Annotated in this window: 18 protein-coding genes; 9 read left to right on the top strand and 9 right to left on the bottom strand. The window is 68.1% G+C overall.

From position 1 onward, the window contains the following. Positions 1-177 precede the first annotated feature (177 nt). The 3 genes from Q0A34_RS07220 (at position 178) to hrpA (ending at position 5,507) form a co-directional block, all read left to right on the top strand. On the top strand, positions 178-774 hold the full coding sequence (locus Q0A34_RS07220; protein WP_291479323.1) for a peroxiredoxin: 597 nt from the start codon (positions 178-180) through the stop codon (positions 772-774). Position 775: 1 nt separating this feature from the next. Beyond that, positions 776-1,300, top strand: coding sequence for a carboxymuconolactone decarboxylase family protein (locus tag Q0A34_RS07225; RefSeq protein WP_291479324.1), 525 nt, complete (start codon positions 776-778; stop codon positions 1,298-1,300). Positions 1,301-1,373: 73 nt separating this feature from the next. Beyond that, the gene (gene hrpA, locus Q0A34_RS07230) at positions 1,374-5,507 is read left to right on the top strand and encodes an ATP-dependent RNA helicase HrpA (RefSeq protein WP_291479325.1); all 4,134 of its coding nucleotides are present in this window, start codon (positions 1,374-1,376) and stop codon (positions 5,505-5,507) included. A 3-nt stretch (positions 5,508-5,510) separates the two neighbouring features. On the opposite strand, the gene nrdR is transcribed toward hrpA, so the two are convergent. Together nrdR and Q0A34_RS07240 are read right to left on the bottom strand one after the other, a co-directional pair. Further along, positions 5,511-5,972: a transcriptional regulator NrdR gene (gene nrdR, locus Q0A34_RS07235; RefSeq protein WP_291479326.1), complete on the bottom strand. Its 462-nt coding sequence runs from the start codon at positions 5,970-5,972 to the stop codon at positions 5,511-5,513. 79 nt (positions 5,973-6,051) lie between these two features. Then, positions 6,052-6,441, bottom strand: a complete 390-nt coding sequence (locus tag Q0A34_RS07240) for a hypothetical protein (protein ID WP_291479327.1) — start codon at positions 6,439-6,441, stop codon at positions 6,052-6,054. 481 nt (positions 6,442-6,922) lie between these two features. Here Q0A34_RS07240 and lexA point away from each other — a divergent pair, with 481 nt between their 5' ends. Then, the gene (lexA, locus tag Q0A34_RS07245) at positions 6,923-7,603 is read left to right on the top strand and encodes a transcriptional repressor LexA (RefSeq protein ID WP_363316436.1); all 681 of its coding nucleotides are present in this window, start codon (positions 6,923-6,925) and stop codon (positions 7,601-7,603) included. Between the two features lie 89 nt (positions 7,604-7,692). Here the strand turns inward: lexA and ptsP are convergent, their stop codons facing one another. Further along, positions 7,693-9,411, bottom strand: a complete 1,719-nt coding sequence (ptsP, locus tag Q0A34_RS07250) for a phosphoenolpyruvate--protein phosphotransferase (RefSeq protein ID WP_291479329.1) — start codon at positions 9,409-9,411, stop codon at positions 7,693-7,695. Between the two features lie 192 nt (positions 9,412-9,603). Between ptsP and Q0A34_RS07255 the strand changes: the two genes are divergently transcribed. Both Q0A34_RS07255 and Q0A34_RS07260 read left to right on the top strand, forming a co-directional pair. Then, positions 9,604-10,392, top strand: a complete 789-nt coding sequence (locus Q0A34_RS07255) for a DeoR/GlpR family DNA-binding transcription regulator (RefSeq protein ID WP_291479330.1) — start codon at positions 9,604-9,606, stop codon at positions 10,390-10,392. 189 nt (positions 10,393-10,581) lie between these two features. Beyond that, positions 10,582-10,851: an HPr family phosphocarrier protein gene (locus Q0A34_RS07260; protein WP_291479331.1), complete on the top strand. Its 270-nt coding sequence runs from the start codon at positions 10,582-10,584 to the stop codon at positions 10,849-10,851. Between the two features lie 19 nt (positions 10,852-10,870). Here the strand turns inward: Q0A34_RS07260 and Q0A34_RS07265 are convergent, their stop codons facing one another. Both Q0A34_RS07265 and hflX read right to left on the bottom strand, forming a co-directional pair. Beyond that, positions 10,871-12,223 carry a solute carrier family 23 protein gene (locus tag Q0A34_RS07265; protein ID WP_291479332.1) on the bottom strand — a complete coding sequence of 451 codons (1,353 nt, stop codon included), beginning with the start codon at positions 12,221-12,223 and terminating at the stop codon, positions 10,871-10,873. A gap of 10 nt (positions 12,224-12,233) precedes the next feature. Beyond that, positions 12,234-13,685: a GTPase HflX gene (hflX, locus tag Q0A34_RS07270; protein WP_291479333.1), complete on the bottom strand. Its 1,452-nt coding sequence runs from the start codon at positions 13,683-13,685 to the stop codon at positions 12,234-12,236. A 48-nt stretch (positions 13,686-13,733) separates the two neighbouring features. Between hflX and Q0A34_RS07275 the strand changes: the two genes are divergently transcribed. Beyond that, the gene (locus Q0A34_RS07275; RefSeq protein ID WP_291479334.1) at positions 13,734-14,510 is read left to right on the top strand and encodes a hypothetical protein; all 777 of its coding nucleotides are present in this window, start codon (positions 13,734-13,736) and stop codon (positions 14,508-14,510) included. Continuing rightward, the gene (locus tag Q0A34_RS07280) at positions 14,503-15,009 is read left to right on the top strand and encodes a hypothetical protein (RefSeq protein ID WP_291479335.1); all 507 of its coding nucleotides are present in this window, start codon (positions 14,503-14,505) and stop codon (positions 15,007-15,009) included. Before Q0A34_RS07275 ends, Q0A34_RS07280 begins: the two co-directional genes overlap by 8 nt. Positions 15,010-15,038: 29 nt before the next feature. Here Q0A34_RS07280 and dapF read toward each other — a convergent pair whose 3' ends face one another. Both dapF and miaA read right to left on the bottom strand, forming a co-directional pair. After that, the gene (dapF, locus tag Q0A34_RS07285) at positions 15,039-15,986 is read right to left on the bottom strand and encodes a diaminopimelate epimerase (protein ID WP_291479336.1); all 948 of its coding nucleotides are present in this window, start codon (positions 15,984-15,986) and stop codon (positions 15,039-15,041) included. Positions 15,987-15,996: 10 nt separating this feature from the next. Continuing rightward, on the bottom strand, positions 15,997-16,941 hold the full coding sequence (miaA, locus tag Q0A34_RS07290) for a tRNA (adenosine(37)-N6)-dimethylallyltransferase MiaA (protein ID WP_291479337.1): 945 nt from the start codon (positions 16,939-16,941) through the stop codon (positions 15,997-15,999). A gap of 100 nt (positions 16,942-17,041) precedes the next feature. Between miaA and Q0A34_RS07295 the strand changes: the two genes are divergently transcribed. After that, entirely contained in the window at positions 17,042-18,346 is a 1,305-nt protein-coding gene (locus Q0A34_RS07295; RefSeq protein ID WP_291479338.1) for a DUF349 domain-containing protein, read from the top strand. On the opposite strand, the gene Q0A34_RS07300 is transcribed toward Q0A34_RS07295, so the two are convergent. After that, positions 18,347-19,114 carry a hypothetical protein gene (locus Q0A34_RS07300; protein ID WP_291479339.1) on the bottom strand — a complete coding sequence of 256 codons (768 nt, stop codon included), beginning with the start codon at positions 19,112-19,114 and terminating at the stop codon, positions 18,347-18,349. It lies immediately after the preceding gene. After that, entirely contained in the window at positions 19,107-20,621 is a 1,515-nt protein-coding gene (miaB, locus tag Q0A34_RS07305) for a tRNA (N6-isopentenyl adenosine(37)-C2)-methylthiotransferase MiaB (RefSeq protein WP_291479351.1), read from the bottom strand. Before miaB ends, Q0A34_RS07300 begins: the two co-directional genes overlap by 8 nt. Positions 20,622-20,804: the final 183 nt, after the last annotated feature.

The following is a 20,804-nucleotide window of genomic DNA, read 5'->3' on the forward strand; positions in this document are numbered from 1 at the left end:
TCACTGTACATTATTGGTGAAAGTTAAACCTATCCACTTCACTCAATAGCGGTCACCTATCAACATGCCGCCATAGATCAGTTATACCTTTGCACCAGTTCTAGTTTCATGGCATAATCGGCCATGCTCAAGCAAGCAGCGAGCGTCCGAATTTCACGACCCCAGGAGGCATGCACCATGTCCATTCTCACCGTCGGTGACCAGTTCCCCGAGTTCAACCTCACCGCACTCAAGGGCGGCGACCTGCACGAGGCCAACGCCCAGCAGCCGGACGACTACTTCGAGAACGTCAGCCTCGACAAGTACCAGGGCAAGTGGAAGGTCGTCTTCTTCTACCCGAAGGACTTCACCTTCGTCTGCCCGACCGAGATCGCCGCCTTCGGCAAGCTCGACGAGGAGTTCCAGGACCGCGACACCCAGATCCTGGGCGGCTCCACGGACAACGAGTTCGCCCACTTCAACTGGCGCGCCACCCACCCGGAGCTCAAGGGTGTCCCCTTCCCGATGTTCGCCGACGTGCGCCACGACCTGATCCGCGCCCTGGGTGTCGAGAACGCCGACGGCGTCGCCGACCGTGCGACCTACATCGTCGACCCGGACAACGTCATCCAGTTCGTCTCCGTGACCCCGGACGCTGTCGGCCGCAACGTCGACGAGGTCCTGCGCGTCCTCGACGCCCTGCAGTCCGAAGAGGTCTGCGCCTGCAACTGGCAGGCCAACGACCCGACCAAGAACATCAACAAGATGGACGTCGTCCAGGAGGCGCTGAAGTAGCATGTCGATCGACAACCTGAAGTCCGGTCTCCCGGAGTATGCCAAGGACCTGAAGCTGAACCTCAGCAGCCTCGCACGCTCCACGGAGCTGAGCGAGCAGCAGCTGTGGGGCACCTTCGTCGCCACCGCCGCCGCGACCCGCAACGACCAGGTCCTGTCCGAGATCTCCGACGAGGCCAAGTCGCACCTGTCCGACGAAGCGTACAACGCCGCCCTCGCCGCCGCCTCGATCATGGCGATGAACAACGTCGCCTACCGTGCCCGCGGCTGGCTCGGCGACGACTACGCCCAGGTCCGCATGGGCCTGCGTATGAACGTCATCGGCAAGCCGGGCATCGAGAAGGTCGACTTCGAGCTCTTCTCACTGGCCGTCTCGACCGTCAACGGTTGCGAGCACTGCACCATCGCCCACGAGAAGACCGTGCGTGAGGAAGGCCTCACCAAGGAGCAGGTCTTCGAGGCGGTCAAGATCGCTGCTGTGGTCCAGGGCGTCGCCCAGACCATCGAGATCGAGGACGCACGCTAGACACGTCCCCGTCGGCCCGTCGTGCACCTGTTGCGCGGCGGGCCTTTCCCGTCTCCGGTGGTAGGATCGTCGGGTGGTTTCCGACGAAGACAACGCAGGTGACAGCAGGGCGACGAGCCGCAGGAAGGGCCGTGGCAGGCAGCGCGGGGCACGGTCGGGACGGTCGGACCGGTCGGGACGCAGCCCCCGCCGCTCCCCGCGGCTGAACCTCACCGAGAACCTCTCCTTCCCCGAGTCCCTCCCCGTGTCGGCACGCAGGGACGAGATCATCGAGGCGATCAGGGACAACCAGGTAGTGATCGTCGCCGGCGAGACCGGTTCCGGGAAAACGACCCAGCTCCCGAAGATGTGCCTGGAACTCGGCAGGGGTGCCGACGGGAGAATCGGTCACACCCAGCCGCGGCGTATCGCGGCCCGAAGTGTCGCCGACCGTATCGCCGACGAGCTCGGGGAGAAGGCCGGGGAGCCGGGGAGCCGGGTCGGCTACAAGATCCGCTTCGACGACCATGTCCACCGGTCCACCGCGGTGAAGCTGATGACCGACGGCATCCTGCTGGCTGAGATCCAGCGTGACCGACTCCTCAAGGCGTATGACACGATCATCGTCGACGAGGCGCACGAACGCAGCCTCAACATCGACTTCCTGCTGGGGTACCTGCGTGAGCTGCTGCCGAAACGTCCCGACCTGAAGGTCATCATCACCTCGGCGACGATCGACCCGGAGTCCTTCGCCGCCCACTTCGCCGACGCGGACGGCAATCCGGCGCCGGTCATCGAGGTCTCCGGACGCACCTACCCTGTGGAGGTCCGGTATCGCCCGCTGACTCGGCTCGTGCCGGACACCGGGGCCGGTGGGAAGGACGGGGAGCAGTCCTTCCGCGAGGTCGAGACCGACCCGGTCGACGGCCTCCTCGACGCCGTGCGTGAACTCATCGCCGAGGGACCGGGGGACATTCTCTGCTTCTTCTCCGGCGAGCGCGAGATCCGCGACGCGGCTGACGCCCTGCAGGACGAGAAGTTCCGCGGCGTAGACATCCTCCCGCTGTTCGGTCGACTCTCCGCCGCCGAACAGCACCGGGTCTTCTCCCCCGGCAGCCGACGCCGGATCGTCCTGGCGACGAACATCGCCGAGACCTCACTCACGGTCCCGGGCATCAAGTACGTGATCGACACCGGCTATGCGCGGATCTCCCGGTACTCCCACCGCACGAAGGTCCAACGCCTGCCTGTCGAGGAGATCAGCCAGGCCTCCGCGAAACAGCGGTCCGGTCGCTGCGGCCGCACCTCCGACGGCATCGCGATCCGCCTGTACTCCGAGGAGAACTTCGAGGCCCGCCCGGAGTTCACAGACCCTGAGATCCTCCGGACCCACCTCGCCAGCGTGATCCTCTCGATGGCGTCGCTCGACCTGGGGGACATCCGCGAGTTCCCGTTCCTGCAGCCCCCGGACTCCAAGTCCGTCCGCGACGGCGTCCAGCTGCTCCAGGAACTCGGGGCACTGGACACCTCCACCGGAGATTCCGGGACGTCCGGGAAGTCCGGGAAGACCGGGAAGACCGGGAAGTCCGGGGCTTCACAGACTCCCAGGCTCACCGACACCGGCCGCGACATGGCCCGTATCCCGACGGACCCGCGGCTGGCGAAGATGCTGTCCGCGGCGCACGCCAACGGGGCACTCGAGCAGATCGCGGTCATCGTCGCGGCCCTGAGTATCCAGGACGTCCGGGAGCGGCCCGCCGAGCACCAGGCCCGCGCCGACCAGCTGCACGCCCGGTTCGCCGCCGGTTCCGACTTCATCTCGGTCCTCAAGCTCTGGAACTACCTGCAGGAACGCCGGCAGGAGCTTTCCGGCAACAAGTTCCGCAGGCTGTGCCGGGACGAGTTCATTCACTACGTGCGCGTCCTGGAGTGGATGGACCTGGTCCGCCAGCTGTTCACGGTGATCCAGGAGCTGAAGTGGTCGGTTCCGAATGTGCGGCACTTCCGTGAACTGACCTTCGATCTCGGTGACGAGAAGTCCGCCGCTCCCGATGAAACGGCGGTCCACAAGTCGCTTCTCGCCGGCCTGGTCACCAACGTGGGCATGCGCCAGGGCAATTCGCGCCAGTTCACCGGCACGCGCAACACCTCCTTCGTGATCCACCCCTCCTCCCACCTGTCCAAGAAGCCCCCGCAGTGGGTGATGGCGGCCGAGCTCGTCGAGACCTCACAGGTCTTCGCCCGTACGGTTGCCCCGGTGGTCCCGGAGTGGATCGAGGAGATCGCACCTCAGTTGATGCGCTACTCCTACTCCGACCCCTTCTGGTCGAGCAAGCAGGGTGCGGCTCTGGCGGTCGAGAAGGCGTCCATGCTGGGGCTCCCCGTGATCGGCGACCGTCGGGTCAACCTCTCGAAGACCGACCCGGAGACAGCCCGGGAGATGTTCATCAGGCATGCCCTCGTCGAGGGTGACTGGCGCACCAGCCACAGGTTCTTCCGGAACAACCAGCGGATGCTGGAGGAGGCCGGTGAACTGGAGGACAAGGCTCGGCGGCGTGACATCGTCATCGACGACGACGCCATCTTCGCCTTCTACGATGAACGTCTGCCGTCCGGGATCGTCTCCTCCCGGCATTTCGACTCCTGGTGGAAGAAGGCGAGGAACAAGGAACCCCACTTGCTCGACATGACCGCCGAGGCTCTGATCGGTTCGGACGGCGGTGCCGCCGAGGCGCGCGAGTTCCCCGACACCTGGCGTCAGGGGTCGATGGAGTTCGACCTCACCTACGTCTTCCGCCCCGGTGACCCGTCCGACGGCATCACCATGCGAATTCCGCTGCCCCTGCTCGCCGGTGTGACCGACGAGGACGCCACCTGGCTAGTCTCCGGAATGCGCGAGGAACTCTGCGTCGCACTGATCAGGACGCTGCCCAAGCCGCTGCGGACCACGGTGGTACCCGCCGCCCAGTTCGCCCGCGCCGCGCTGGAACGTATGACCCCTTACGACGGTCCGATCGACCAGGCTCTGGCGGACGCGCTGCGTTCCCTCGGGGGAACGGGGATCAGCGCCGGGGACTTCGACTGGAGCCGGGTACCCGACCACCTGCGTATGACCTTCGCCGCCGTCGACAGACGGGGAAAGGTCGTCGCAACGTCGAAAGACCTCGGTGAACTGCAGGAACGGCTCTCCGGTGAGATCACCCAGTCCATTGCCGCGGCCACTGCCCGGTCGTCCCGGGGATCCGGGTCCGAGGGGCCCTCTCCCCGGGACTCGGCCGTGCACCGCCCGTCCGGGAAGGGCGGGGCGAAGAAGGACCGTGGTAGCGGCAGGAGGTCGTCCGGCGGTGGTGGCGGTGTACTGGCGCGGTCGGAGTCGTGGACCGCCGAGGACATCGGCACCATCCCTGAGTCCGTGGAGACCGTGGTCGACGGACAGACGACGTCGGCCTATCCGGCACTCGTCGCCGCTGAGGAGGGGCGTGGCAACGGGTTCGTGCTCAAGGCCTTCCCCACTCCCCAGGCCGCGGCCGGTCAGCAGTTCTCCACCGTCCTGGAGATGATGGTCACAGCGTGCCAGGTGTCGACCAGGCAGACGGTCAAGGGGTTGCCGTTGCGGCAGCGTGTGGCTGTCGACACTTACCCGCACGGTGGTCCGGACGCACTGGTCGACGACTGCCGCGTGCTGGCGTGCCGTGAGCTCCTCGACCGTTACGGTCCGGTGATCCGTGACCCGGAAAGGTGCGCTGAGGCTCTGTCCGCGGCAAAGGAGAAGGGACCTGGTCTGGTCCGCCAGATCTTCGTGGCGATCGCCCCGGCGGTGCTCGCGGTCGCCGACATGTCCCAGGAGCTGGAGGCGTGGGACGGCGAGGCCATCGAGGAGATGAAGGGGCAGTTGCGCTTCTACCTCGGGCCGCACCGGGTCGCCAGGAACGGGGTGGAGAATCTGAGACATGTTCCCCGCTATGTCGCGGCGATGAAGGCCCGTCTGGAGTTGATGGAGTCCGACCCGGACCGCGAGGCGGCGTTGGACGACCAGGTCAGGGAGTGCACTGAGGCGATCGCCGCGACCCGTGAGCGGCTTCCCGCGTCCCGTGCCGCGTCACCGCAGTTCAAGGATGTGGAATGGCTCGTGGAGGAGTTCCGGGTCTCGTTGTTCGCCCAGCATCTGGGGACGTCACGTCCCGCCAGCGCTGCGCGGGTGAAGAAGGCCCTGGCGAAGATCCGGTGACCCCTATCCGGTGGCGTCGTCGCGGCGTTCCTGCAGGGCCCGGATCTCCTTCTCGAAGTCCTCGGTGGACCTGAAGGACTTGTAGACCGAGGCGAAACGCAGGTAGGCAACCTCGTTGAGGTTGCGCAACGGTTCGAGGATGGCCAGGCCGATGTCGTCGGCGGCGACCTGCGAACCGTGTGAGGCACGGAGTGACTGCTCCACGTCGTGGGCGAGGATCTTCAGGTCGTCCGTCGAGACTTCGAGCCCCTGGCACGCCCGACCCACTCCCCGGATGACCTTGTCACGCCGGAACTCCTCGGTGACACCGCTACGCTTGGTGACCAGAAGCACGGAACGTTCCAACGTCGTGAACCTGGTCCGGCAGGAGAGGCACTCGCGCCGACGCCGGATCGCCGAACCGGATTCCACCGTGCGGGAATCCACCACCCTGGAGTCTTCGGAGCGGCAGGCGGGACAGAGCACGGGGGTTCTCCCTCACAGAGATCAGCGGAACAGTACGGGCCCACATCATACCCCCGGTCTGCACCACGGGTCCGCCGGGTCAGTACACGGGGACGACAACCTGACGGGTCCCCTGCCCTGCGGTACGGTCTCCCCCGTCAACCGGGACCTCACCGAGGTCACTGGTGTCGTTCAGGGAGGAGATACGCGCCACCGCGTCCCCCACGGACACACCCGGTACGTGCTCCCTGGCGATGTCCGCGAGACTCTCTCCCTCTCCGACGGTGACGGTCGCGGTGGTAACGGGCGTGGTGACGCCCTCCTCCGTGCCGGTAAGCACGGGGGACACGGCGAGCATCACGACCAGCGACGACAGGGCCACCAGCGTGACACCCGGAGACACGATCACCGACGCCGCCCGCCGCCGGAACCGCTCCCGGCGGGACGGGAGGTCGAACGGACGTTCCCGAGCCGTGTTCCGCTCCCGCACTCGGGACACCTGAACTGCAGACGGACGGCGGGCCACCCCGTACCCCCAGGTGTTCGATCCACCTGCCCCGGACACCTGCGTCCATTCAGGACGGCGGTAGATGGGACGACGGACGACGTCCCGGCGATCCTGTACCGACATCGTGCTCATGACAACCCTCTTTCCGTGGGAACGAACCTGACTCGTGGATTCTGACAGGACCATGACACCACCGCGGCCGGACACCGTCTCGCGCCCCTGGCAGAATCTTCGTCCGTGTGTTCGAACTGTTCTCTCTGCGGCCGAAGGTAGCACGGGTGTTCGACGTTGTCCACCGTCGTGCCGACATTTTCGAACACCCTGATGAACAAAGTCCGGCTTGTCATGTAGTGTCGGAGCCACGACCGGTACAACAAGACCAGGAGTGGGTCAGATGTCAGAGAAGCAGAAGTCCTCCACGGGGGCGGCTCCCGGAGGCAGGAAGCGCGCCTCCCAGAGCGGAATCGGAGCGAGCGGCGACGACAAGGGGCGGGAGAAGCTCTCCGACCGTCAGCGTCGCATCATGGATGTCATCAAGGACGCCACCCGGTTCCGCGGGTATCCGCCGAGCATCCGCGAGATCTGCGACGCGGTCGGCCTGAACTCGACCTCCTCGGTGTCCTACCACCTGCGCGAACTGGAACGGAAGGGCTACCTCCGGCGTGAGGACAACAAGCCCCGTGCCGTGGACATCCGCGACTTCGACGAGGACCGGGCGCCACGGCCGGGCCCCAAGCCCGCTGCCGCACCTGCCCCGGACGGAATGCCTGCGCCCTCCTTCGTGCCCGTGGTGGGACAGATCGCCGCCGGCTCGCCGATCCTCGCCGAGGAACATGTCGAGGCCCACTTCCCGCTTCCCCAGGAACTGGTGGGCGGCGGCGAACTCTTCCTGCTCCAGGTCGTGGGCGAGTCCATGCGCGACGCCGGAATCTTCAACGGCGACTGGGTCGCCGTCCGGTCACAGAAGGTCGCTGAACTCGGAGACTTCGTGGCGGCGATGATCGACGGCGAAGCCACCGTCAAGGAATTCCAGAAGGACGGCAACGGGGTCTGGCTGCTCCCCCACAACGACCTGTTCGAACCGATCCCCGGTGACAACGCCGACATCCTCGGTCGGGTGGTCGCCGTGCTCCGTAAGATCTGACTTCCACCCCGACCTCACGGTCGGTGACAGCACCCGGGGGAGGCACCGGACCACGGTACCTCCCCCGGGTGCTTGCTCTTCTCCGGCAGTCAGAGGTCGAGAACAGCCGCAGCGGCGTTCTTCGCCTCCTCGGCGCCGTCCGCGTCCAGTGCGGCGGCAGCCATCTCCCGGCAGACCGCGAAGTCGATCTCCCCGAGCTGCGCCCCCACCGCAGCCAAGGCGGGCGGGGCAGCAGAGAGGGAAGTTACGCCGAGTCCTGCCAGCACACACGCCAACAGGGGGTCGGCGGCCGCTTCGCCACACACCCCCACCGCAGTCCGGGTCACCGCACCGGCCCTGCACGTGGTGTGGACGAGGCGCAGCACCGACGGCTGCCACGGGTCAGTCAGGTGCGCCAGGGACGCCGACATCCTGTCAGCCGCCATCGTGTACTGCGTCAGGTCATTGGTGCCGATCGAGACGAAGTCCAGGTGGGGCATCATCTTGTCGGCCATCAGCGCCGCCGCCGGTACCTCGATCATCGCACCCGCCACCAGCCCGCGGTCATGGCACAGCTCGGCGAACCACTGTGCCTCGTACACCGTCGCCACCATCGGCGCCATCACCCAGGTCTGGGCGGAGGAATCCTCCCGGCCGGACTTCTTCAGTGCCAGGGCGATACCGTCGAGCTGCCGCTCCAGCAGCTCCTGGTTCGTCCGTGCGATACGCAGACCACGGACGCCGAGCGCCGGATTCTCCTCGTTCTCCGCCATCACGTAGGGAACCGGCTTGTCGGAACCGGCGTCCAGCGTGCGGATGACCACCTTCCCCTCCGGGAAGGCGCTGAGCACCTCGGCGTAACGGTCAGCCTGCTCCTCCACCGACGGTTCAGTGGTCTCGCTGAGAAAACCCAGCTCGGTACGGAACAGTCCGATGCCCTCGGCGACGGACTCCGCTGCCTGACGCGCGGCGGCGCCGTCCTGCACATTGGCCAGGAGCTGAACCCGGTGACCGTCGGCGGTCTGTGCCGGCCCGTGCCAGCCACGGACCTTCGAGGCCAGTTCAGCGGCCGCGGCCACCCTCCTCTCCACGTCGGCCGGGTCAACACCGGTCTCGACCGTACCGGCGGCGGCGTCCACGAGAACGTCGGTTTCCGCGGGGATGCCGCGCAGCGAGGTCCCCACCGCCACGATGCACGGGATGTCCAACTGACGGGCGATGATCGCGGTGTGGCTCGTTGCCCCGCCCTTCTCGGTCACCACGGCGACAATCAGTGACGGATCCAGCGTCGCGGTGTCCGCCGGTGCCAGGTCGTCGGCGAAGAGCACATGGGGCGAGTCGACCTCGGGAATCCCCGGTTCCGGCTCCCCACGCAACTCCGCGATGACACGGTCGCGGACGTCCATGAGGTCGGTGACCCGCTCGGCCATGACCCCGCCAGCCTTGAGGAACATCTCGACGAAGTCATCGGTGGCCTGCTTGACCGCGTAGACGTTCGTCTGACCTCCGTTGATGGACTTCCGGACCTTCTTCGCCCAGGCCCGGTCCTTCGCGATCGCGACCGTCGCCTCGAGGACCTGCCGGGCATTGCCCTCCACGGTGGCGGCACGCGCACTGAGCCGGCCGGCGACGGTGTCCACCGCCGTGGTGAACGCCTCGAACTCTGCCTCCCGCTCCCCCTCAGCGACAGTCTTGTCCGGCCCCGGGAGCTCCGGCCGGTCCGTCACCCAGGTCACGGGCGCGAAGACCGTGCCCGGAACCACTGACTTTCCCTTCAGGACGACGGGGTCACCGTCAGAGGAAGGTGCGGAGGAATTCGTGTCTGCCATAGTGTCTGGTCTCCCACAGGTGTTCAGAAAGGTTTTCTGAAAGGACATCGGTTGACGTACAAAGGTTGGCGTCCACACTACCCTGTTCCCACCCCTCAGTTCGGGTGTGCGGGAGCCCGTCGGCGTTGTCGGAGTGGCGCGCCCACCCCCGAATCGGCGTCACCGGTGCACTCACCCCATACAATGCACATCATGAACTCAGAGGAACGTCGCCGTCAGATCGCGTCACTGACCGCAGTCAACGGGCGTGTCACCGTGGTCGAGCTGGCGGAGCGTTTCGCCGTCACCCCCGAGACCATCCGGCGTGACCTGACCGTGCTCGACAACGACGGCGCGTTGCACCGTGTCCATGGCGGTGCGGTACCCACCAACACTTTCCAGACGCGGGAAACCCCCATCGAGCTTCGCAGCAACACCTCCACCGAGGCGAAGATCCGGATCGGGCGGGCGGCCTCGGAGCTGCTCCCCCGCACCGGCACCGTCTTCCTCGACGCCGGGACCACCACCGCCATGTTGGCCCACGCGATCGCGGAGGCCGGCCGTCCGGACGAGAACCCGTACCGCGGACTGACTGTGCTGACGAACTTCCTGCCCCTGGCCGTCCGTCTCTCGGCGGCGGGACTGTCCGACGTCCAGCTCATCGGCGGACACATCCGTCCGATCACCCAGGCCGTGGTCGGGGACATCGCCCTGCGCACCATCGGGGTCCACCACGCCGACATCGCCTTCATCGGCACCAACGCCCTGTCCATGGACCACGGGCTCTCCACCGCCGATGCCGAGGAGGCCGCCGTGAAGCGGGCGATGATCGCGAACTCGGACCGGGTCGTCGCCATGTGCGACTCCACGAAGTTCGGGCGCGACTACCTCGTCAGCTTCGCCACTGTGGCGGAGATCGACGTCCTCGTCACCGACGACGCCGCACCCCACCAGTACCTCGAGGCGTTCGACGCCGAAGGGGTCACCGTCGTGACCGCCTGACCCCACCGTCGGCGCCGGCCGAGCACCGGGGGCGGCGACGTGGGGCAAGCTGGCGGGGTGGCCGGCCGGGATACCGCACAACCCCGGGCGGTTCAGCTACGCTGTCTGCAAGAGAGTGAGGCGCTCCACACTTGAGGTGGCCGCACTCTGAACCCCTCGATACGACGACCCGAAAAGGACCTGAGAACCATGGCCTCCACCACTGTCACCGTCGGCTCCACCGTCGGCCTGCACGCCCGCCCCGCCACCATCATCGCGGAAGCGGCAGCCAACTACGACGACGAGATCCTGCTCTCCCTCCCCGGTGAGGACGACGACGAGCCCTCGGACGCCTCCTCCTCCCTGATGATCATGGCACTGGGCGCCGAGCACGGCGACGAGGTCACCGTGACCTCCGACAACGCCGAGGCCGTCGCGGCCATCGCGGCGCTGATCACCAAGAACCTCGACGAGGACTAGCGCCGGGACCGGTCAGGGTTCAGCTCTTCAGGTGGTAGTCCCTGACCGAGAAGTCGCGCCCCTCGCCGACGTTCTCGAACAGCCACCGCAGTACCGGGTAGCCGACGATGACGCCCACCGAACCCCAGGCGATGCCCTCGAGTTCCAGCGACCCTATCTGCAGGGTGAGGTTTCCGATCCCGGCGGTCAGCGCCACGGCCGCGGCCGCGAGGTTCACGGGGTTGGTCAGGTTCACGTTGTTGTCCTGCCAGATCCGGATGCCCAGCAGCCCGATCATCCCGTAGAGGACCATCGTCGCCCCTCCCAGCACGCCCGCGGGGATCGTGTTGATCACCGCACCGAACTTCGGTACGAAGGCCAGGATGATCGCGGTGCCCGCCGCCACCCAGTAGGCCGCCGTCGAGTAGACCTTCGTCGCGGCCATCACCCCGATGTTCTCCGCGTAGGTGGTCGTCCCCGATCCCCCGAACCCGCCGGCCAGGGTGGTCGCCAGGCCGTCGCCGATCAGAGCCGGTCCCGCCTCATCGTCCAGGTTGCGCCGGGTCATCCCGGCCACGGCCTTGACATGGCCCACGTTCTCGGCGATGAGCACGACCACGACGGGAAGTGTCAGCAGGACCGCGCTGGCGTGGAACTCCGGGGTGTGGAAGTCCGGGAGGCCGAACCACGCCGCATCACCGATGACGTCACCGGCGTCTCCGGCGATGTTCCCGGTCACCACGGCGAACAGCCACCCCACGACGACGCCGATGAGGATCCCCAGGCGTCCGACCATGCCCCGCCCCGCCACGGTCACCACGAGAACGGCGCACAGTGTCACTGCGGCGACCATCGGCTGTTCGGCGAAATTCGAGGTCGCCGCCGGGGCGAGGTTCAGGCCGATCAGTGCGACGATGGCCCCGGTCACGGCCGGCGGCATCACGGCGTCCAGGACCCTGCGCCCCGCAGCCTTGACGAGCACGCCCACCAGGATCAGGACGAGGCCGGCGACGAGTACGCCGCCGAGCTGCGCCGGGAACCCCTCCGCCCGGGTCGCTGTCAGGGGGGCGATGAAGGCGAAGGAACTGCCGAGATAGGACGGCACCCGGTTACGGGTGATCAGCAGGAAGATGATCGTGCCGACCCCGGAGAACAGCAGCGTGGTGTTCACCGGGAACCCGGTGAGGGCCGGCACCAGCAGTGTCGCGCCGAACATCGCGATGACGTGCTGCATGCCGATCCCGGCGGTGCGTGGCCAGGTCAGCCGTTCCTCCGGGGCCACTACCGCCCCGGGCCTGATGCTGCGGCCGTCCCCGTGCAGTGTCCACCCGAAGAGCCTGCCGCGCGGCGGCTCTCCGGCGACCCGGCCGGTCTGTGTCGTCTTCTCGTCCATTCGGACGAGCTTATTCTGTCCCGTCCTCCACCGCGATTCGCAGGTCCGCCAGTTCCGCGGCTATCACCCTGGGGAGCCTGACCTCCACCCTGGTCCCCTCCTCGGTGTACTCCTGCCCGAGCACGGTGCCGTACTCGTGCAGGCGGGAGACCACGTCTCCCCGGTCGAAGGGGACCTGCAGGACGACGTGGTCGTCCAGCGAGTTCAGGAAGAGCTCGAGACGGCTCTCCAGCACCGCGATCCCCTCACCGGTGGCGGCGGAGACGAACACCACGTCGTCCAACCTGCTGCGCAGCTCCGCGAGCACCAGCGGGTCGGCGGCGTCGACCTTGTTGATCACCAGGATCTCCGGGGGTGCAGCCTCACCGGTCTCCTCGGCGATGTCACCGATGACCTTGTTGACCGCGGCGATCTGCTCCATCGGGAAGGGGTCGGACCCGTCGACGACGTGCAGGACGACGTCGGCGGCCATCACCTCCTCCAGGGTGGACCGGAACGCCTCGACCAGCTGGGTCGGCAGGAAACGGATGAACCCGACCGTGTCGGAGAAGACGACCGCCCGTCCGTCCGCCAGTTCGGCACGGCGGGTGGTCGGGTCCAGGGTGGCGAACAACGCGTCCTCGACGAGGACGCCCGCCCCGGTGAGTGCGTTCAGCAGGGAGGACTTGCCGGCGTTGGTGTAGCCGGCGATGGCGATCTGGGCGATCGCGGAAGTGTCACGCCGGTCACGTTTGATGTCGCGGGACTTCTTCATCCCCTGGATCTCCCGGCGGAGCCGGGCCATCTCGCTGCGCAGCCGTCGACGGTCCGCCTCGATCTTCGTCTCACCGGGGCCACGCAGTCCGACACCGCCGTTGGAGCCCGCCCGGCCACCCGCCTGCCGGGACAGTGCCCCACCCCACCCGCGGACGCGGGTGATGAGGTACTCCAACTGGGCCAGGGCGACCTGCGCCTTGCCTTCCTTGGACTTGGCGTGCTGGGCGAAGATGTCGAGAATCAGCATCGTGCGGTCGATGACCTTGACGTCGAGCGCCTTCTCCAGTGCGATCATCTGGCCAGGGCTCAGCTCACCGTCGGCGATGACGGTGTCGGCGTTGGTCTCGACGACGATCTGACGAAGTTCCTCGACCTTGCCGGATCCGATGTACGTTCCGGCGTCCGGCTTGTCCCGGCGCTGGTAGAGCATGTCGGCGATGTCGGAGCCGGCCGTCTCGGCGAGCGCGGCCAGCTCCGCCAGGCGGGCCTCGATCTGCTCGAGGGTGCCCTCGGTCCACACGCCGACGAGAACGACCTTCTCGAGACGGAGCTTGCGGTACTCGACGTCGTAGCCGTCGTCCTGTTCGGTGGAGTGGATGTTCGTCCCGCGGTTGAGGCGGCGGAGGCTCGACCGCTGTTCGAGGTCCAGCTCCCCGACCGTGGTCTCCGCGTGGATCTCTTCGGGATCATTGTTCATGCTTGTCATTGCCCTCCATCTTTCCACGAGTCGCAGCCGCGGAGTAGAGTCGCTCCCATGATTCCGGAACTGAAGAGTGTGGGGCTGGCTTTCAGCCGTTGGCAGGATGCTCTGGAGGCGGCGTACGGGACGGGGGCGCTGCGGGTCACCGGGGAGGTGCGCGACGGACAGGTTCTGCAGTACGACGACCCCAGCGGGGCACGGCTGGTGATCCTGGCGGTGCCGCCCTACGGCTCCTTCGCCAGCTTCAGTGGTGGTGCGGAGACCTCGGCACACCTCAGCATGGTCGACGACATCGTCGGCGTGCTCGACATCGTGGCGGACTCCCCTGTGCTGCAGGTCCGCGCCGATGGAGCGCCGGTGATCGCGTCGCTCACCGCCACCGTCGCCCAGGGCCCCCTGCTGTCGGAGGAGGGCACGCTGACCTACCAGCCGATGCAGGTCACCGCACTTGCGGCGGACGTGGCGGTCCACCGTAGCCGTGACGACGCCGCCCGGGCCGGGGTGCTGCGGGTCGGTGTGGTGGACTCGACCGGGCTTGCCGACCTGAACTCAGGTGCAGTGGCGCCCCACGCCGCCGCCACCGTGGCCGTGGAGGTCACCTCGGCCGAGCGCCGGACCGCGGCTTTGACCGGACAGTCCTTCTGGGTGTGCACGGTCACCGCCCCGTTCGAGTTCAGCGTGGTTCTTCCCGACAACGGTGAGGACACCCTCCCCGCCGGCACGATCCTCGCCGGTTCCGTCCAGTTCACCGCCACCGCAGTGGACCCGGCGTCCTGCTCCTCAGGAGGGTGCGGTTGCGGGTCAGGAGGTTGCGGAGGGTCCTGTGGCTAGGAGCCTGCCGAAGACCTTCGTCGCCGCGTCCTTCGTGGTCGCGCTGTCGTGGGTCGTGATCAGCACCCTGGGGCGGCTGGGTGTCCTCGTCGCGGTGGTGCTGGTCATCACCGCTGTGGTCACGGTCGTGCGCCAGGACTCGGACCGCGAGATCGCCGCACTGAAGCGGTCGATCGACCTCTCCGCGACGGACATCGCGGCCGTCCTCGACGACTGGGACGAGTTCCGCTACTCCAGCGACCCCGCCCGGGTACGCGACCGTCAGCTGCACCGCCCCGAACTCTGCGACGCCCGGTCCGGGATCTCCAGTGTCTCCCGCTTCCATGCCGCCGCGGGCTCCTGCGAACGTTTCCTGCGGCACCTGCCCGAACGCACCACGTCCCTGACCACCGTGGCCACCCTGACCGAGCTGCTGCACGAGACCGACCAGCGCGCGCTGAGCCTGCAGCGGTTGTGGGACCGTGCCCGTCAGGACTCAGCCAACTCCCGTCACCACTGACCGGCTCCCGCCGGGAACGGCTCGGCCCCTCATGCCTCAGTCGCGGTGGTCCCGGTGGTGACCTCGGTGGTGAATACCAGCTTCGAGGGACCGCGTAACGTCGCGGCAGTCGGCCGGCCCTCCCCGTCCGCACCGACGGTGACCGCGACCTCCCCGCCGGGGACGACCACCCGGACGGTCTCCTCCCAGGTCTGCGGTGTGCCCGCCGCCCCGTCGAACCGGTCCACCAGTGCGGCGACCGCGGCGGCGACGGTCCCTGTACCACAGGACAGGGTCTCTCCGACCCCACGCTCATGCACCCTCATGTGCACTCCCCCGTCACGCAACGCGGTCACCAGCTCGAGGTTCACCCCCGTCGGGAAGACACCGGTGTCGTAGTCCGGGGCGCGGTCGACCCGCAGGTCGGCGAGACCGGCGGCGCTGAGCCCGGGGACCACACACGCCAGGTGCGGATTACCCATGTCCACCCCGACGCCCTCGTACCGGACGCCGTCGAGGGTGGCTGCGGAGGTCCCCGTGATGACGGGGACGCCCATGTCCACGCTGACCTCCGCGTCAGTGTCGGTGACCGAGTGGATCCTCACGTCGCGCCGTCCCGCCCGGGTCCCCACCCGAAGGGTGCCGTCGTCGTTGAACTGCCCCGGGTCCGTCAGCGACAGCGCGCTGAGCGCATGGGCGAAGACACGCACGCCGTTGCCGCACATCTCCGCGACGGAGCCGTCGGCGTTGCGGTAGTCCATGAACCAGTCGTCGTCCCGCACGTCCTCAGGCAGGCCCTCCAGGACGCCGCGCCGGACCAGCACCCCGGCGGTGGCGAGTCTGATCACGCCGTCGGCACCGATGCCGCGGTGCCGGTCCGCCAGGGACCGTACCAGTCCGGCGGTGAGGTCGACGGCGGCCTCGGGATCGGGGATCAGGATGAAATCGTTGCCGGTCCCGTGTCCCTTGATTACCTCTGTCCGGGTGCTCTCGTCCATGGAGGAGAGTCTATCCCCCCACCGTGCCCGCCGCCGCCACCGCAGTGGCGACCACACGGTCACGGACATCCGGCGCCGAGGCGTCGATCCAGGTGATCCGCGGATCCCGCCGGAACCAGGCCCGTTGCCGACGGGCGTACCGGCGGGTGCCGGTCACCGTCCGCTCTACCGCCTCGGTGAGAGTCAGCTCACCGGCGAGATGGTCGAGAACCTGCGCGTAACCGATCGCCTGCCCTGCCGTCGACTCACGGCGCAGTCCCTGTTCCACCAGCGCCCGGACCTCCTCGACGAGCCCCTCACCGAACATCCGTCCGACCCGGGTCTCGAGACGGGGGTTCAGCCACTCCGCGGTGGCGGACAGTCCGATGATTGCGCAGTCCCAGCGGGTCGGCCGGTCCTTGGGGGGCTGGGACGCTGCGAAGGGACGGCCGGTGAGCTCGATGACCTCCAACGCCCGCACGGTCCTGCGCCGGTCCCTGTCCTCGATCACCCTCGCGGCCTCCGGGTCCCGCTCCTCCAGTACCGCATGCAGCGCCTCTACCCCGATCCGGTCGCCCTCCCGCTCCCACCTGCGGCGGACCGAGGCGTCCGTGGGTGGCAGGTCCCAGTTGTCGAGCAGGGCCTGGACGTACATCATCGAGCCGCCGACGATCACCGGCGTCCTTCCCCGGGAGCGGATGGCCTCGACGTCGGCGATGGCCGCGTCGCGGTAGCGGGCGACCGACGCGTTCTCCGTGACCTCCAGGACGTCGAGCTGGTGGTGCGGGATTCCGCGCCGCTCACCGGGCGGCAGTTTCGCCGTACCGATGTCCATCCCCCGGTAGAGCTGCATCGAGTCGATGTTGACGATCTCGCCGTCGAGCGCCTCCGCCACCGCGAGTGCCGCCTCGGACTTCCCGGACCCCGTCGGCCCGACGACCGCCACCGGACGGCGGCCTCGCTGGTGTTGTGTCATGGGCCGTAAGTCTACGGCCGGTTCCGGCGGCACGGTAATGGTGCCCGACGGGGTCTGCCATAATGTCAGGCAGCACAGTCACTCGACCGAAGGACCACCGATGAACGTCCCGAAGCCCGGCCCCCGCCCCGGTACACGACCCGGACCGCGTCCGGGCGCACAGGCCGGCGTCGCCCCCGTCAGCACCACCGTCGCACCGTCCGTCGAGGACGCCGCCGCGCACGGCCGCATCGACGGCGAGGGTGTCGTGTGGCTGACCGTCACCGGTACCGGCGGCAGCGGTGAGACCACCGAACGTCGCGTCGGTGAGTGGAAGGCCGGCACCGTGGAGGAGGGTCTGGCCCACTACGCCCGCCGGTTCGCCGACCTGGCGACCGAGGTCGAGGTGCTGGTGGCCCGGCTGGGCACCCACCCGGAAGATGTCGCCCGCGTGCGTGCCGATGCCCGCCGTCTGCTCGACGGACTGCCGGAGGCCGCGGTGCTCGGCGACGTCGCGCGTCTGGAACGTCGGCTGACCGAGCTGCTGTCCCGCACCGGTGAGGTCGAACAGCAGGTGGCGGACCGGCGGCTGGAGCTGGTGACCGAGGCCGAACGCATCGCGGCCTCGGGCACCGACTGGAAGGCCGACGGCGACCGCCTCAGGGAGATCGGCGACCGGTGGAACGCCGCCGGCGGTGACCGTGCCGCAGGGCGGGAACTGGCGGCGCGGCTCCGCACGGCGCGGGAGACCTTCGCCGAGCGACGCGGAAGCCACTTCGCCGAGCTCGACAAGCAGCGGGACGTCGCCCGCAGGGCGAAGGAGAGTCTCGTCGCCCGGGCGGTCGCCCTGCAGGACTCCAGGGAATGGAACGACACCGCCCGCGCCTACCGCGACCTGATGGCGGAATGGAAGGCGGCCGGCCGGGCACGCCGCGCCGACGACGACCGCCTCTGGGCGGAGTTCCGGCACGCCCAGGACGTCTTCTTCGCCGCCCGTGAGGAGGACAACCGCCGTAAGGACGAGGAGTTCGAGCGCAACGCCGAGGCCAGACAGGCCCTCCTCGACGAGTACGACGCCCGCATCGACCCGTCCGCCGACCTGGACCGTGCCCGTGAACTCCTGCGCGAACTCCAGGAGAAGTGGGACGCGGTCGGGTACGTCCCCCGGGCTCGGGTCCAGGAGTTCGAGGACAAGATCGGTGCGTTGGCCGCCCGGGTCAGTGACTTCGCCGAACAGCAGTGGCGTCGGACCGACCCGGAGGTCGAGGCCCGTGTCGCCCAGTTCCAGGCGAAGGTCGACCAGCTGACGGCGGACGCGGAGGCAGCGGAGGCGAAGGGCCGTCACTCGGCGGCCGCCGACCTGCGGAAACAGGCCGAACAGTGGCGTTCCTGGGCGCAGACGGCGGCTGAGGCCGCCCGCGACTAGTCAGTCGTCCTGCGGGGTGGCGTCGGATGCTGCGGTGCCGTCGCCACCGTTCTCCGCCCGCTTCCGACGTGCACGGACCCTGTCCCTGCGGTCGTCGACGATGTCGACGTCCTCCCGTGGGGCCAGTCCGGTGCGCAGCACCAGCTGGGCCGCCCGCGACTCCTCGTCCCTGCCGGCCTCGGCACGTCGCTTCTCCGCGATCGCCTTCTGCACGGCACCACGTCGCAGCAACCGGCTGGACAGGGCGATGAAGATGACGACCATCCCCACGAAGCCCATGATCAGGCCGAAGGACGGGCCGTCTCCGGGCTCCGTCGGCGGGCGCGACTGACGCATGCCGATCGCCAGGACCGCGTACACCCAGCCGATACCGGTGGCGATCCAGTTGATCCACGCCACCAGCGACGAGCGCGAGACCACCGTGCCCAGCGTCAGCAGGACACCGCCGACGAGCGCGAGCCACACGTAGACCCGCTCGGGCAGGGTCGTGACGTACGTCTGGGCGGTGTCGGAGAAGAACAGGACGTCGTAACCGCGCACCTCCCCGGAATGCGGCATGAAGATCGACACGAACACCACGATCAGCCCGCACAGGAGGACCGGCAGCGACGAGCCGAGGACGATCGTCCCGGCCGCCTGACGTTCCGCCCTGGCGAGGTCACCACCGGCGTTGCGTTCCAGTTCCCGCACATGCCGGTCCAGCGCCTCAGCACGGCGCCGGTTGACCGCCTCCCGGCTTTCGCCGGCCCTGTCCACTGCCTTACTCACAACCACATCCTCCACTCTGCGTCGTCGGCGTACCGGGCCGACCGATTCCGGGAAGCCCCAACCCGACGCCCACCGGAGCGGTGGTCGGCACGGTACCTGCCTCTGACATGTCCCCCGCCACGGTACGGCGGTGGGAGTGCACGGGCGAATCCGCGAGCAGAAAGTGCGGGGCCGACCCGGTGACGGTGACCTCCACGACGTCCCCGGGGCGGACCGCCGAGTCACCGGGCGAGAAGTGCACCAGGCGTCCGTCGCGGGCCCGGCCCGACATCCGTCGGGTCTGCGCGTTCTTCCGGCCTCCGCCGGCCTGGACGAGAAGTTCGACCCGAGTGCCGATCTGGGCGGCGTTGTCCTCGCCGCTGATACGCTCCTGCAGTCGTTCCAGCCGTTCGTAGCGGTCCTGGACCACCGACTTGGGCACCTGGTCGGTCAGCGACGCCGCGGGCGTCCCGGGCCGGGGCGAGTACTGGAAGGTGTACGCGCTGGTGAAACGGGACTCCTCGACAACCCGAAGCGTCTCCTGGAAATCCTCCTCCGTCTCACCGGGGAACCCCACGATGAGGTCAGTGGTGATCGCCGCGTCCGGCATCCTCTCCCTGACCTTCTCCAGGATGCCCAGAAACTTCCTCGACCGGTAGGACCGCCGCATCGCCTTGAGGATGCGGTCGGAACCGGACTGCAGGGGCATGTGGAGCTGCGGGCACACCGCCGGAGTCTCCACCATCGCGTCGATCACGTCGTCGGTGAACTCCGCCGGATGCGGACTGGTGAACCGCAGTCGTTCCAGCCCCTCGATCTCCCCGCAGGCACGGAGCAGTTTCGAGAACGCCGTGCGGTCGCGGTCCAGGAAGGGGTCGGAGAAGTTCACACCGTAGGCGTTCACGTTCTGACCCAGCAGGGTGACTTCGGTGACCCCCTGGTCCACCAGTGCCTTGACCTCGGCGAGAATGTCCCCCGGACGACGGTCCTGTTCGGCACCCCGCAGCGAGGGCACGATACAGAAGGTGCAGGTGTTGTTGCAGCCGACCGAGACACTGACCCATCCCGCGTAGGCGGACTCCCTCTTCGCCGGCAGCACCGACGGGAACTGCTCCAGGGAATCGGCGATCTCCACCTCGGCCCGCTCGTTGTGCGCACTGCGCGCCAGCAGGGTCGGCAGGGACCCCATGTTGTGCGTGCCGAAGACGACGTCGACCCACGGGGCCTTCTCCACGACGACGTCCTTGTCCTTCTGCGCCATGCATCCGCCGACGGCGATCTGCATGCCGGGATTCTGCGCCTTGACGTCCTTGAGCTGCCCGAGGGTGCCGTAGAGACGGTTGTCGGCGTTCTCCCGCACCGCGCAGGTGTTGAAGACGACGACGTCCGGGGTCGCCCCGTCGTCGGCCGGGGCGTAGCCGGAGTCCTCCAGGAGTCCGGAGAGCCGCTCGGAGTCATGGACGTTCATCTGGCACCCGAAGGTGCGGACCTCGTACGTTCGGGTGCCCCGGTGGTCGGACCGGGTCATTTCAGCAGTACTTCGGGATTCAACCACGGTCCCCGAGTGTAGTCGAGCACCCCCGGCAGAACGAACGGCCACCCGCGGTTGTACCACCCCGGAACTGCACATACCCGGTGTTTACCAGATCGTAACGTGACTCAGGCCTCAGCGGGTTCCCCACAATGGGGGAAATAACATTAGACTTCACCT

Origin of the sequence: Corynebacterium sp., assembly GCF_022712195.1 — a bacterium.
Lineage (GTDB): Bacteria > Actinomycetota > Actinomycetes > Mycobacteriales > Mycobacteriaceae > Corynebacterium.

Coding starts and splice junctions, on each gene's coding strand:
- Q0A34_RS07220 (WP_291479323.1), top strand. CDS start 178: ATGTCCATTCTCACCGTCGGTGACCAGTTCCCCGAGTTCAACCTCACC.
- Q0A34_RS07225 (WP_291479324.1), top strand. CDS start 776: ATGTCGATCGACAACCTGAAGTCCGGTCTCCCGGAGTATGCCAAGGAC.
- ptsP (WP_291479329.1), bottom strand. CDS start 9,411: ATGGCAGACACGAATTCCTCCGCACCTTCCTCTGACGGTGACCCCGTC.
- Q0A34_RS07255 (WP_291479330.1), top strand. CDS start 9,604: ATGAACTCAGAGGAACGTCGCCGTCAGATCGCGTCACTGACCGCAGTC.
- Q0A34_RS07260 (WP_291479331.1), top strand. CDS start 10,582: ATGGCCTCCACCACTGTCACCGTCGGCTCCACCGTCGGCCTGCACGCC.
- Q0A34_RS07265 (WP_291479332.1), bottom strand. CDS start 12,223: ATGGACGAGAAGACGACACAGACCGGCCGGGTCGCCGGAGAGCCGCCG.
- hflX (WP_291479333.1), bottom strand. CDS start 13,685: ATGACAAGCATGAACAATGATCCCGAAGAGATCCACGCGGAGACCACG.
- Q0A34_RS07275 (WP_291479334.1), top strand. CDS start 13,734: ATGATTCCGGAACTGAAGAGTGTGGGGCTGGCTTTCAGCCGTTGGCAG.
- dapF (WP_291479336.1), bottom strand. CDS start 15,986: ATGGACGAGAGCACCCGGACAGAGGTAATCAAGGGACACGGGACCGGC.
- miaA (WP_291479337.1), bottom strand. CDS start 16,941: ATGACACAACACCAGCGAGGCCGCCGTCCGGTGGCGGTCGTCGGGCCG.
- Q0A34_RS07295 (WP_291479338.1), top strand. CDS start 17,042: ATGAACGTCCCGAAGCCCGGCCCCCGCCCCGGTACACGACCCGGACCG.
- miaB (WP_291479351.1), bottom strand. CDS start 20,621: ATGACCCGGTCCGACCACCGGGGCACCCGAACGTACGAGGTCCGCACC.